The organism is Bacillus sp. USDA818B3_A (assembly GCF_009928415.1).
Classification (GTDB): Bacteria; Bacillota; Bacilli; order Bacillales; family Cytobacillaceae; genus Neobacillus.
Genome location: NZ_JAABNN010000006.1, coordinates 184,910 through 197,251, shown reverse-complemented (window position 1 = coordinate 197,251; position 12,342 = coordinate 184,910). Strand labels below are relative to the sequence as shown.

General features: G+C 38.0%; 13 protein-coding genes. 10 read left to right on the top strand and 3 right to left on the bottom strand.

Translation table 11 applies throughout. The annotated features are described in order from the left end of the window. Nucleotides 1-2 precede the first annotated feature (2 nt). Genes GXK58_RS13590 through GXK58_RS13580 form a run of 3 tightly spaced genes read left to right on the top strand, consistent with a single transcriptional unit; the run spans nt 3 to nt 3,410 of the window. Entirely contained in the window at nt 3-848 is an 846-nt protein-coding gene (locus tag GXK58_RS13590) for a CheR family methyltransferase (RefSeq protein ID WP_160723674.1), read from the top strand. Between the two features lie 28 nt (nt 849-876). Then, a complete protein-coding gene (locus GXK58_RS13585) occupies nt 877-2,466 on the top strand; it encodes a response regulator (RefSeq protein ID WP_442862477.1) in 1,590 nt (529 codons plus the stop codon). Continuing rightward, on the top strand, nt 2,463-3,410 hold the full coding sequence (locus GXK58_RS13580; RefSeq protein ID WP_160723673.1) for a sugar ABC transporter substrate-binding protein: 948 nt from the start codon (nt 2,463-2,465) through the stop codon (nt 3,408-3,410). The genes GXK58_RS13585 and GXK58_RS13580 overlap by 4 nt, the downstream gene beginning before the upstream one ends. Before the next feature lie 167 nt (nt 3,411-3,577). On the opposite strand, the gene GXK58_RS13575 is transcribed toward GXK58_RS13580, so the two are convergent. After that, a complete protein-coding gene (locus GXK58_RS13575; RefSeq protein ID WP_160723672.1) occupies nt 3,578-3,751 on the bottom strand; it encodes a hypothetical protein in 174 nt (57 codons plus the stop codon). Between the two features lie 210 nt (nt 3,752-3,961). Between GXK58_RS13575 and GXK58_RS13570 the strand changes: the two genes are divergently transcribed. The 6 genes from GXK58_RS13570 to GXK58_RS13545 all read left to right on the top strand — a co-directional run bounded on the left by GXK58_RS13570 (nt 3,962) and on the right by GXK58_RS13545 (nt 8,454). Further along, the gene (locus GXK58_RS13570; RefSeq protein ID WP_160723671.1) at nt 3,962-4,963 is read left to right on the top strand and encodes a macro domain-containing protein; all 1,002 of its coding nucleotides are present in this window, start codon (nt 3,962-3,964) and stop codon (nt 4,961-4,963) included. 77 nt (nt 4,964-5,040) lie between these two features. Then, a complete protein-coding gene (locus GXK58_RS13565; protein ID WP_160723670.1) occupies nt 5,041-5,691 on the top strand; it encodes a vWA domain-containing protein in 651 nt (216 codons plus the stop codon). 67 nt (nt 5,692-5,758) lie between these two features. Next, the gene (locus GXK58_RS13560; RefSeq protein WP_160723669.1) at nt 5,759-6,118 is read left to right on the top strand and encodes a hydrolase; all 360 of its coding nucleotides are present in this window, start codon (nt 5,759-5,761) and stop codon (nt 6,116-6,118) included. Nucleotides 6,119-6,329: 211 nt separating this feature from the next. Next, nucleotides 6,330-6,983 carry a DsbA family oxidoreductase gene (locus GXK58_RS13555; protein WP_272928153.1) on the top strand — a complete coding sequence of 218 codons (654 nt, stop codon included), beginning with the start codon at nt 6,330-6,332 and terminating at the stop codon, nt 6,981-6,983. A gap of 311 nt (nt 6,984-7,294) precedes the next feature. Further along, entirely contained in the window at nt 7,295-7,909 is a 615-nt protein-coding gene (locus tag GXK58_RS13550) for a hypothetical protein (protein ID WP_160723668.1), read from the top strand. 77 nt (nt 7,910-7,986) lie between these two features. Then, on the top strand, nt 7,987-8,454 hold the full coding sequence (locus GXK58_RS13545) for a DUF3291 domain-containing protein (protein ID WP_160723667.1): 468 nt from the start codon (nt 7,987-7,989) through the stop codon (nt 8,452-8,454). Nucleotides 8,455-8,829: 375 nt separating this feature from the next. On the opposite strand, the gene GXK58_RS13540 is transcribed toward GXK58_RS13545, so the two are convergent. Further along, nucleotides 8,830-9,687, bottom strand: coding sequence for an LCP family protein (locus GXK58_RS13540; RefSeq protein ID WP_237389661.1), 858 nt, complete (start codon nt 9,685-9,687; stop codon nt 8,830-8,832). 336 nt (nt 9,688-10,023) lie between these two features. Between GXK58_RS13540 and GXK58_RS13535 the strand changes: the two genes are divergently transcribed. After that, nucleotides 10,024-10,752, top strand: coding sequence for a DUF2161 domain-containing phosphodiesterase (locus GXK58_RS13535; RefSeq protein ID WP_160723665.1), 729 nt, complete (start codon nt 10,024-10,026; stop codon nt 10,750-10,752). A gap of 73 nt (nt 10,753-10,825) precedes the next feature. Here the strand turns inward: GXK58_RS13535 and GXK58_RS13530 are convergent, their stop codons facing one another. Continuing rightward, nucleotides 10,826-12,289, bottom strand: coding sequence for a flavin monoamine oxidase family protein (locus tag GXK58_RS13530; RefSeq protein ID WP_160723663.1), 1,464 nt, complete (start codon nt 12,287-12,289; stop codon nt 10,826-10,828). Nucleotides 12,290-12,342 lie beyond the last annotated feature (53 nt).

Here is a 12,342-nt window from a genome sequence, read left to right as displayed (position 1 = left end):
CCATGTCCAATATCAATCAAATCTCGTACGTGCAGCCACTTCAGAAATTGGAGATCGAGTTATTACTAGAAGCCATTTATCGCCATTATGGATATGATTTTCGAAACTATTCCGCTCCCTTTCTTGAAAGAAGAATTTTGAATCGGATGGCTGCAGAAAACCTAAGAACGGTCTCAGGATTACAGGAAAAAATTTTACACGAACCACTTTTCATGGAGAGGTTTTTTTATGATTTCTCGATTAATGTAACAGAGATGTTTAGAGATCCCTCTTTTTTTAGGACCTTTCGAAATAAAGTCATACCAAGTGTAAGAGAATACCCAGCGATACGAATTTGGCATGTTGGCTGCGGTTCTGGAGAAGAAGTTTATTCGATGGCAATCCTGCTCCATGAAGAAGGAATATTAGAGAAAACAAAGATTTATGCGACTGATATCAATCCTATTAATTTAGAAAAAGCGAAACAAGGGTTTTTCCCGCTTGAAAAAATGAAGCTTTATACAACCAACTACATTCAATCCGGGGGAGAGAAGGCTTTTTCGGAGTATTATTCCGTAAAAAATGAACAAGTCGTGTTTGATTCTTTTTTAAAAAGAAATATTGAATTTTTCCAGCACAATTTGGTTACAGATCACTCATTTAACGAGTTTCATATTATTATTTGCCGGAACGTGATGATTTATTTTAATAAAGGATTGCAAAATCATGTTCATCAATTATTGTACGAAAGTCTATTTTATTCAGGTTTTTTAGGGCTTGGAAAACGAGAGGAGATACGTTTTACCGATTATGCAAAATACTATGAAGTACTCCATTCAGAAGAAAAACTTTACCGAAAAAACAAATAAACCAGACACAGAGCAGATCAATATTTTAATGGTGGACGATCTCAAAGAAAATTTAATCGCCTTGGATGCTGTTCTTTCTTCACCCAACTATCGCCTAGTTAAGGCCAGGTCGGGAGAAGAAGCATTAAAATACATTTTAAAACAAGATTTTGCTGTTATCTTACTGGATGTTCAAATGCCAGGACTAAATGGTTTCGAGACGGCAAAGCTGATTAAAGCAAGAAAAAAGTCCAAGAATATTCCGATTATCTTCATAACTGCCATTAGTCAAGATATGGAACATGTACTTCGGGGGTATTCTGTAGGTGCCATTGATTATATATTTAAACCGTTTAACCCAGAGACGTTAAAACGGAAAGTGGAACAATTTGTTAAAATTTATCAAAGTCATTCAGAGAATTTAAAGCAAGTTCGAGTGAAAAATTCAATGGAATTCTTAAAAAATCAACAATTCGATTTTCTTAAAGAAGTGGTGGAAGAGCGAACATTAGACTTATTGTCTACGAATGAAAAACTGAGAGAAGAAATTAAGGAGCGGAAAAAAGTAGCGGATGACCTCTATGTTTCCCATGAACGCTTTAAAAAAATATTCAAAGCAAGTCCGTCCTTAATGGCGATTCGTTCCATCCATAACGGAAGATTCATAGATGTGAACCAGGCATGGCTCTATTTTACTGGTTATCAATATGAAGATGTAAAGAATCAAGTGTTCGACTGGGCCCTTTTTACGTGCATAGATGGACATAAGGTCGATTTGACGGATTCCGAATGGAATGAGAGGTTGAGCAATCTAAAGGTGACGTACCAATCTAAAAATGGTGAAAGGCGTTACGGTTTGTTATCAACTGAAATTATTGACATTCAAGATGAGTCATGTGTTCTGATCTTGGTCAATGATATTACGGATAGAGAACGTTTAGAAAAGGAAATGCTTCGTTTCGACAGATTAAATCTAATTGGCGAGATGGCTGCTGGAATTGCCCATGAAATCCGTAATCCCATGACCACTGTCCATGGTTTTTTGCAAATGTGGAAAACAAACAAACAGCCGCTATCACCTGAATTCATTGATGTAATGCTGGATGAACTAGACAGGGCTAATAGCATTATTAAAGAGTTTTTAACCCTTGCGAAAAATAAGGCAAGTAATAAAACCAAACAATCATTAAACCAAGTCATCGAACCCATTCTTCCGTTAATTAATGCAGAAGCGATTTTAGCCGGGAAAAGAATTCAGCCTCATTTGGCGCCGTGTCCTGAACTGCTCTTAGACGAAAAAGAAATTCGCCAGCTGTTCTTGAATCTCGTTTTAAATGGACTTGAGGCGATGGATGCGGGCGGAGCTTTAACTGTTAGGACCTGCTATGAAGAAGACATGGTTGTTTTAGAAGTAAAGGATAGTGGAAATGGAATATCACCAGATATTCTTGACAAAATTGGAACACCTTTTTTTACAACTAAGGAGCAGGGGACCGGAATGGGACTGGCTGTTTGTTATAGTATTGCAGAAAGGCATCATGCAAAAATAAAGGTACAGACAGGGCAGGAAGGAACGTGCTTTTCGGTTTGTTTTCATCGTTCGAATCAAAAACAGTCACTAAGTGGTGAGAAACCGTGAAGAAAAAAAGGTTGATTCTACTTGTTTCTGTAGTCTTAATCTGTGGTTTTATTGATTATTTCTACGAAGTGTTTGCGGCAGAAAAGCCGACCGTTGCTGTTGTTTTAAAGGAATCAGAGTCGGAGTATTGGAAGATCATGGCATCTGGATTTGAAAAGGGATTTAAAAACTTTGGAGTGAATGGAAAAATTTATGCTCCAGATGGAAATGATGGAAATCAATATGCTATTTTGCAAAAGGTATTAAAAGATAAACCAGATGTACTTATTTATTCTCCTAACAATCCACAAGCATCGATTCCGATATTAAAGGAATTTAAGAAGAAGCATATTCCGGTGCTGCTGGTTGACACGGACGTCAAGTGGAGCGGTCAAACATCTTTTATTGGAACCGATAACCCTATATTAGGTGAAAAAGCAGGGGAGCTCTTATCTTCGATGCTTCAGCCTGGTGACAAGGCAGCACTTATAGGCTGGGTATCAAATGATACCATTAGCAAGGATCGGGTTCAAGGAGCAAAAGAGGCTTTACATAAAGTTGGCATTGAGACGGTTGGAGACGATATACCGGCTGGTACTTACAATGACAGTGCTATTCCAGTTATCGCTAAAGTATTGAAGAATCATCCGGATATTAAAGGCGTCTTTGCTTCCAATGATAGTATAGCTTTAGAAGTCATCGAATATTTAAAAGGAAAAGGGCTAAACATTCCTGTAGTAGGCGCGGATGGAATTATTGATATGCTTAAATATATCCAAAATGGAACATCGAGGGGATCTGTAGCACAGAATCCCTATGATATGGGCTATGTTAGTGTTGAAAATGCTGTAAAAACTTTAAAGGGGCAAAGTGTAGAAAAGAAGATTAACAGTGATGTCGATATTATTACGACAGATAATGCTAAAAGCAAAATAGATTTTATCCATGAATTATTAAAAAACTAGAAGGTTTAAGTACTTATTCAAATAGTCCAATTGTATTTATCTTTTAAAAAAATAAAAGGAGAACACATTTCCATTTGGAATGAATGTGTTCTCCTTTATTGATCTACTATTAAACTAATTAAAATCATAATGGTAGGAGTTTTCCTTTCAATATATTTTAATCTAGGTTAATCCGTATATCTCACACCTTTTAAGATCATATCGACCTTCACTTTCGTTTCTTGGACCAAATTTTTCCGGAATTCCTTTGCTTTTTTGAAAGCTTCCATCATTCCTGATGCAATAATCTTAATTTCTCTCTTTCCCACTGGTTCTTCTAAAACAAAAATATATTCTTTCATGCTGTTTCACCTTTCAAGTTGTAATTTTAATATAATTATATACGATATTGAAAGCGATTGCTAGATAAATTTGTTAACGTTTTCAAAAATTTAATAGGTAAATATATACTATTTAATTCATCAATTGATGATGTGGAAGAACGTGACCATGAGGCTTTAAATTATAGTATAGTAATAATAATTAGATATTAGAGAGCGGGGTACAAAACTATGACATTAGAACTTGTTCGCCATGATATTACCAAAATGAACGCAGATATAATTGTGAATGCTGCTAATACAAGCTTAAAGATGGGCGGTGGTGTATGTGGCGCGATTTTCCAGGCTGCAGGTGTACGGGAGTTACAAGAGGCATGCAATCAGATCGGCGGCTGCAAGACGGGAGAAGCTGTAATAACGGATGGATTTCAGTTGAAGGCCAAATTTATCATTCATACACCTGGCCCTATTTGGCAAGGTGGAACCAAGCAAGAAGCAAAAATTTTAAAGGCATCTTACGAAAATTCATTGAAGCTTGCCAAACAGCATCGATGTGAATCGATTGCCTTTCCATTAATTTCGACAGGCATCTATGGATATCCAAAGGAAGAGGCATTACAGATTGCAGTCGCTGCGATAAGTTCCTTTTTAATGAATCATGACATGCTTGTTTATCTAGTCGTTTTTGATAAAAATTCTTTTAAGTTAAGTACGAAATTATTTACCTCTATTCATCAATATATTGATGAGCATTATGTAGAAGAAGCGGAAGTCCAGTTTACCCGTCTTAGAGAAGAACCCTATTTGTTTGAACAAGAACAGGAAGTGAAAGTTCTTCGGCCGGACGTGTTTAAAGAAGCGGACTATAGCTTAGTCGATCTCATCGAGCAGCTTGATGAATCTTTTTCTGACCGGCTGTTCCGGTTCATTGATGAAAAAGGGTTGACCGATGTGGAGACGTATAAAAGGGCCAATATGGACAGACGGCTGTTCTCCAAAATTCGAAATGAAGCCGATTATACTCCCAAAAAGAAAACCGCGGTTGCTCTTGCCATTGCACTCCAATTAAGCTTAGAGGAAACGGATGAGCTGCTGGAGGCGGCTGGGTATACCTTGTCACATAGCAGTAAATTTGATGTCATTGTTGAGTTCTTTATTCAACAAGCTAATTACAATATCCATGAAATCAACGAGGCTTTGTTTGCTTTCGAGCAGCCATTACTCGGAGCTTAAAAATGTCGCTTTTCAAGCGACCAAATCGGCTTCAACGAGTGTTATCCTTGGTTTATCAAAAACAAGAGGATGATATCATGAAAAAGAACCTAACCGAATTAGTGTTTATTTTAGATAAAAGCGGCTCAATGGCAGGACTTGAATCTGATACGATTGGCGGATTCAATGCAATGCTTAAGAAACAGCAAAAAGCGGAAGGGACTGCGAGCATAACGACCGTATTGTTCGATCACAGAATTGAAGTTTTACATGATCGAATCAATGTAAAAGGCCTTTCTCCACTTACTGATAAAGATTATGAAGTAGGAGGTACAACCGCGTTATTAGATGCGATAGGATTTACTATTCAAAAAATCGTAAATGTCCAAAAAAGAACGAGTGAAGAGGAACGGGCCGATAAGGTAATGTTCGTCATTACAACGGACGGAATGGAAAACGCCAGCCGTGAATTTACAGCGGACAAAATTAAAAAGATGGTCCAGCACCAGAAAATGAAATTTGACTGGGAATTTTTGTTCCTCGGAGCCAATATTGACGCCATTTCAATAGCAGAAGGCTTTGGAATCGATGAGGACTTTGCTGTTGATTACCATGCAGATGAACTCGGGACTCAAGTCAATTATGAAGCGGTCAGTGAAGCTGTAACAAATCTCAGAAACGGCAAAAAGCTTGATCGAAATTGGAAAAAGGGGATTGAGAGGGATTATAATCAGCGGTTAAATCATTAAAAGGTCTCACCTCGTTTTGAACTAGTTTGGTTGTGGTAAACAAACAAAAAGGAGAGGAGAGGGACGCATGGCTGAACCAAGACAAAGCTATTATATTAATATTCAATCTCATGAGATCTTTAGTGAACCAAATGTAGAGGAATGGGATTTTAAGATTGAAGCAACCACAAGTCAAGCAGCTGTTCTAGAACGATTGTTTGATAAAACCGATGAAACGGATTGGGAAAGTTATTTCCGAGCCCACGTTCCATATCTCGAATATCACCATCAGCCCCAAAATAAAGAATATGATTTGCGAATGTTGCTGATCTATAAATTCCTTTATTATTTGGGAGATGAAAAAACTCGCGGTCATATTTGCGAGATGGGAATATTAAATGAAGAGGAAGTACAAGAACAATCTATACTTGGGTATCGAGAATTTTGAATAAAACAGCAGAGTGCATTTCGACTAGAATGACTCTGCTGTTTTATTTGATTAAAAAATGGAATGTATCGTTGATAATAAAACTTTAGATGAGTACATTGTTGGTAAAATATTTTCTTCCTTCGTATACTATAGAAGAATACCAAACTGGAGGGATTAAACCATGATGCAAATCGAGATGTGGACAGATTTTGCTTGACCATTTTGCTATATTGGCAAAAGGCGTCTGGAAGATGCCATTAATCAGATTGACCATCCAATTGAAGTGACTTATAGATGCTTTGAACTGGATCCTGCAAAGGAACGAGATGTTAAGGAAAATATTTACGAAAGCCTAGCCAAGAAATATGGTATGAGTATTGCCCAAGCAAAGGCCAATACTCAAAACATGGTCCAAATGGCAAAGGAAGCTGGATTAGATTATCATATGGATACACTCGTTCAAACCAATACCTTCGACGCTCACCGTTTAACGATGTATGCCAAAACAAAAGGATTAATGAAAGAGATGACCGAACGGATCTTACGTGCTCATTTCACTGAATCCAAGCATATCGGTGATCATAAGACTTTAACGGAATTGGCAGTCGAAGTAGGGTTAGACCGGCAAGCTGTAGAAAAAATGCTAGCTAGTGATGAGATGGCAGATGCCGTTCGTGCTGATGAGCAAACTGCTCAACAGTATCGGATCACAGGTGTACCATTTTATCTTATTAATAAAAAATACGCCCTTACGGGTGCCCAGCCAACCCAGGTGTTTGTACAGGCATTAGAGAAAATTATTGCAGAGGACCAAATTGTTGTTCTAAACAATAACGAAGGTCTCGCATGTGATGACGGTGGCTGTGAAATCCCTAAAAAGTAACAGGCGTGTTAAAATAAAGTACTACTTCCAAATAAGAACTGGTCTTCGGTTGCCTAAAATAGGGACCCGGGGACTAGTTCTTTTTGTTTGCAAATGGAAAAATTCATGAGGATGTTTAGTCGTTAAAAATATTAAAAACATTTAAAAACACTGTAAGAAATTCACAAAACCTACATATAAAGAAATGAATGACTAATTAACATGGTAGTGCCGTCAAAAAAGTGAATGAAAAGTTTCGAGTTTTTGCAGGAGGTGAATTGGGATAAATTAGTTTGACGAAAGATACTAAGATCCTTTTTGGGGGGCTAAAAATGAATCCACAAACAAAAGAGACTGGAAGAACTAGCATACCAATTCGGTTGACAAGGATAGCGAGTAAATTAGGAATCGGCTTTTTTTCAGCTGTCATTACCGGGTTTCTTTCCGGTTTATTATTACGATTCATCATGAAAATCATTGCGGTCGTTTTTCCTGAAATGGCTGGAGGATTTACCTTCCAAGGCACATTTGCCTTGGTGATATTAGGGATTGGGTTTTCTTTAGCAAATAGTATGATATTTATGGGTATTCACGATTTATTGCCAAAGAAGTGGATAGGTAAAGGGTTGGTTTATGGGTGTTTTAATTTATGTGTTTATGGTATTCCGTTCTTTTTATCAAATCCAGATCAGGATTTATTTGGACCGCAGGCCCCTTTAGGAATTACTTTATTCTCAATTCTTTTCATAATAGGAGGCCTCTTACTAGCCATGTCGGTTCATTTTGTTACCATTTGGATTGAACAATCTAATGGCAGAAGAAAATCCACGTATGTTTTTTTCGTGCTTCTTATTATTCCAGCTATTGTTATGTCATATGGTATTATCTATGAAATTATTTATGATCTGCTGCCTGCAGTGAAGTCTAATATTAAGTTATTTATCTAGTTTATATGTCTATTAAAACACTTTGCTCCCTCAATATCTATTTAAGTCTTAAAAAACTGTATCATGGAGGGCTTTTTATGGCATTTGTGTCCATCTATACTGTTGGCAGGCTAAACAACCCATATAATCATCCGGCCTCTCGTGAATTTTTTGAAGTGGGCACGGAAGTTTTTCGCCAGGCAACTAAATCTGGACAGCTTCTAGAGGCGTTTCCATCTGATGAAGTTCCTTTTCCCGAGGAAGCTATAAACGGGAACGGTTACCCTATTCTTACATTAACAGTATGGAAAAGCCTTGAATCCTTATATCATTTTACTTATTCAGGTAAGCATAAGCAAGCGTTGCGAGATCGGAGCAAATGGATGGAACCTTATCAAGAGAAACACTTTTCGTATGTAGTGTGGTGGACAGATAATCTAAAGGGTGTCTCATGGGAGGAAGCTTTCAAGAGATACCAGTATTATATTCAGAATGGCCCGACTCCATTTGCATTTGATTTTAAGCACGCTTTCGATGAAAAAGGGGAACCGTGCATGGTGAAGTAGGAGGGGTTCATCGTGCAAGATTACATGCATCGTTAACTAGGAATCCCCCAATGAATAAAGAAGTTAGGCATGTTCACAAAATAGCAAACAAGTAAGCTTTGCTTTAATGATTGACTATTTAAATACCTAATTACACTATTTTTTAGTTTTCAGTTGACAATAAGGTCTATTGTCTACCCAGTTAAAATATTTTTGTGGTCTTCGGTAGTCAATCAGGTTAAAAGAAAACAAAACCTGCGCGATTACTGGCAGCTTCTCTTTCAGTGTTTAAAATTTATACAAAAGCAATTAAAGCCAAGGAATTCACATGGCTTTAATTGCTTTTTGTAGTAGTAAACATTGAATGCTGCAACAATCAGATCGCAGCTCATTATTTTATTCATTCTGAGCCACACTTTTTCCATCTAGAAAAGATTTGAGCGCCTCTATATTCTCATCAAAATCAACATCTAATACCGCACCGAGATCTTCATCCCGTTTGTTTTCAAAACTGCCATCTTCAGGGATACGAAGCGTTTCTATATTTCTGCTTTTACTCGTTAGAACATCTTTTCCAATTGCCAGAATGGTCGAACGATCCATGTTTGTATCAATGTATGTATTCATAAGACTTAATAGCTTAGGGAGTTTGACCACACTTTGCAGACTTACCGCTTCATCTGTTAATTTAGAGATCACTTCTTGCTGCCTTTGAATCCGGCCAAAATCACTTAACCGATCGTGACGAAAACGAACATATCCTAGTAACTCCTTGCCATGAAGTATTTGTTCGCCTTCTTCTAATTTCGTTTCGATCCCATACGACATCTCATAAGGGATATCTACTTTAATTCCATCTGGAACGAGGAGATCGACTACTTTTTCAAATCCCTTAAAATCAATGATAGCGTAATAATGGATGCCGAGTCCGAAATTTTCCTTAATCGTTTCTCTTAATAATTCAGCACCGCCAAACGAATAGGCCGCATTTAATTTTTGCTGGCCATATCCTGGAACAGAGACCAGCATATCACGCATAAGAGAGATAAGCTTTATTTTATGAGTTTCCGGGTCATAATGTGCCACCATAATCGTATCGGTTCGAGCTTGTTTTTCTCCCCGAGTATCACTTCCTAATAGTAGAACATTTACCGCTCCTAGTTTATTTTTCTCTCCTTGAAAGTCTGTGCCTTTTGCTTTTAGTGGCTGGTTGATGGTTTGTATGGTGCCTTCTATGTACTGAAATATTTGCATAAGACCCACTAAAAAAATACTAAATAAAACTAGGGCCCCTAACACTCTCCTCCATCTTATTTTTCTCTTATTCTTCTTTACCCGTGTCAAATCTAGTATCACCTCATCCCTTACAACTCCTTAAAGTAATAATTATCCCATAGTAATTTTTCATTCATTTTAATAGAAGGTTACAATTTTATGTATTTCTGGTTACATCATATTTTTACTATCCAGCTAAGTTTACATGTGTAATAAAGCTTTTCCATTATCCATTTATCATGTAAATTTAATTATAAATGTATTTCCAAAATGCTATATTAGCAAGTAAGGTTTGAATTGGACGGTGATTCACATATGACGGAAACAAAGAAGCTGCAAGAGATGGATTTATATAAACCAATTCAGACATTTTTTGTGAATGAAGGTTTTGAGGTTTACGGTGAGGTTAGAGATTGTGATATAGTTGCGGTTAAGGGTGAGGAGTTAGTGGTCATTGAACTAAAGCTGACGTTAAGTGTTGATTTGCTCATCCAGGCTGCCAAACGGCAGCGGATCACGAATCAAGTGTATATTGCCATTCCAAAACCAAAGCAGCGTTTAAATTCTAGACGCTGGGCGGATAAATGCCATTTAATAAGACGGCTGGAGCTGGGATTAATTGTCGTTTCAAGCCTATCGAGTCGAGCGAAAGCAGAGGTCCTGTTCCATCCATCATCGTTTGATCGTCGCAGGAGTATGGGGCAAAGCAAATTAAGAAGACAAGCGGTTCTAAAGGAAATCAATGGCCGGAGTGCAGATTTCAATTTGGGAGGAAGCAATCGGACCAAAATAATGACAGCCTATAAGGAGAACTGTATCCAGATCGGCTGTTACTTGAGGCATTTTGGTCCGCTATCCCCGAAAAAGTTAATTCAATTGGGAACTGGAGACAAAACTTCATCGATTCTTGTAAAAAATTATTATGGTTGGTTTGAAAGAATTAAGAGAGGTACTTATGTAATAACAGACAAGGGCAGGGAAGAAATGTTGGAATATCCGGGTCTATTGAACTTTTATTTAGATCGTTTATCCAGTGACACATAATCCAGCGTTAGTTCAAAAGGTTGCCAGTCTTTTGGGCAACCTTTGTAAAAATATTAAACTGCTTTTTACTTGTTTATTTCGGCCGGTCATTCACTTCATAGGCGACCCGTATTCCGGACTCAATCGCCCCTTGCATCCAGCCATGGGTTAGTGTAGTATGTTCACCGGCAAAGTGAACTCTCCCTTCAGGCGTAGGAATATAGGGGAATATTTCTTCTTCCTGCCCCGGTTCGAAAGTCGCTAACGCTCCTGTTGAATATGGATTTTCAACCCAGCTAAAGGAAGTCCCAACGACAAATTCAGAATAAACGATGTCTCCATAAACTTGCGCTAAATTTTTTAAAGCAAATTGGACGCGTTCCTCGTTGGATAGGCCTTCCCAAGTTGATGCCTCATCAGCCCAAGTATAACTAGCCACCATGACAGCAGGTCCACTTGTGCCAATTCCTTGACTTGGATAATAAGTAAAGCGAATCGGCAGGTCCGTAATGGATTTACCACCCAATTGATTGAAACGTTCCCAAAACCGGCTTTTAAACTCTATGCCAATTTTAGTTGCCGCCATATAATTCACTTCACGAATGGCCCGCCGCTTATAGTAGGAAAAAGAATGGTAAGGTTCCACTTCGACAAATCTTAAGACGGAAAAGGGGATTGTAAGAATCGCGAGATCACTTGTAATGGTGGTGGATGGAGTTAAGGTGTGCGGCAGGTCGGAATGAATGGTAACACTGTTTTGATGTTGGACAATTTTTGTCATTCTTTGATTATAGCGAATGACATCTTTTAATTGCGGAAGGAATGCTTTTGGCAGCAAATCCATACCGCCTGTTATTTCATAGTAACGATTTGTTTTAAAGTGTGATGCTTCTCGTAAAACTTCAAGAAATGACATGCCCATATAAGCTTCATAGTCAAGGAGCACACCAATCATATCCACTGCGCCTTCAGAGAAAGTCGTCCCATATTGATAATGATAAAATTTTAAAAAGGTTCCTAAGGAGTAGTCTTTAAATTCTTTCTCGATCAAATTCCAATTTTTCACCGGATCTTTGTTTATAAAATCAATAATTGGCTGTAACGCTAAATTTAAGAGATCCTCTGCGCTCTTTCCTTTTTCATTAGGGGCTACTGGAAAGTTTAGAATTTCAGGATGTCGTTCAAAAATGTTCAGGCGCGTTTTGACACCGTTGATATAAAGGATATCGACAGGTGTTCGGTTAATAAACTCGTTTACAGGTAACCCATATTTTTTTATATACTCTATGGTTAAGTAATGAGCATCTGGAATACGCATCGGCCCTGCGTTTAGATAAAGACCGCTGGCAAAGGGGGAACGAATGGTATGAACACGACCACCGACAGCATTTGTGGCTTCGAGAATGACGATTTGGTGCCCGGCTTCCTTTAATAGCGAAGCGGACACTAGTCCTGCAAGACCTGCACCGACGATCGTAATATTCTTGGGTGCGCTGGTCTTTATTAGCCCATGTTTAATGATGTTTATCATTTGTTGAGAGGTTAACTTATCAGGCATCTCATCCCCCCTAGCAAAATGGTGTTATAACATTGTATTCACTTGGGGTGGGA

Coding starts and splice junctions, on each gene's coding strand:
- GXK58_RS13590 (WP_160723674.1), top strand. CDS start 3: ATGTCCAATATCAATCAAATCTCGTACGTGCAGCCACTTCAGAAATTG.
- GXK58_RS13585 (WP_442862477.1), top strand. CDS start 877: ATGGTGGACGATCTCAAAGAAAATTTAATCGCCTTGGATGCTGTTCTT.
- GXK58_RS13575 (WP_160723672.1), bottom strand. CDS start 3,751: ATGAAAGAATATATTTTTGTTTTAGAAGAACCAGTGGGAAAGAGAGAA.
- GXK58_RS13570 (WP_160723671.1), top strand. CDS start 3,962: ATGACATTAGAACTTGTTCGCCATGATATTACCAAAATGAACGCAGAT.
- GXK58_RS13565 (WP_160723670.1), top strand. CDS start 5,041: ATGAAAAAGAACCTAACCGAATTAGTGTTTATTTTAGATAAAAGCGGC.
- GXK58_RS13560 (WP_160723669.1), top strand. CDS start 5,759: ATGGCTGAACCAAGACAAAGCTATTATATTAATATTCAATCTCATGAG.
- GXK58_RS13550 (WP_160723668.1), top strand. CDS start 7,295: ATGAATCCACAAACAAAAGAGACTGGAAGAACTAGCATACCAATTCGG.
- GXK58_RS13545 (WP_160723667.1), top strand. CDS start 7,987: ATGGCATTTGTGTCCATCTATACTGTTGGCAGGCTAAACAACCCATAT.
- GXK58_RS13540 (WP_237389661.1), bottom strand. CDS start 9,687: ATGCAAATATTTCAGTACATAGAAGGCACCATACAAACCATCAACCAG.
- GXK58_RS13535 (WP_160723665.1), top strand. CDS start 10,024: ATGACGGAAACAAAGAAGCTGCAAGAGATGGATTTATATAAACCAATT.
- GXK58_RS13530 (WP_160723663.1), bottom strand. CDS start 12,289: ATGCCTGATAAGTTAACCTCTCAACAAATGATAAACATCATTAAACAT.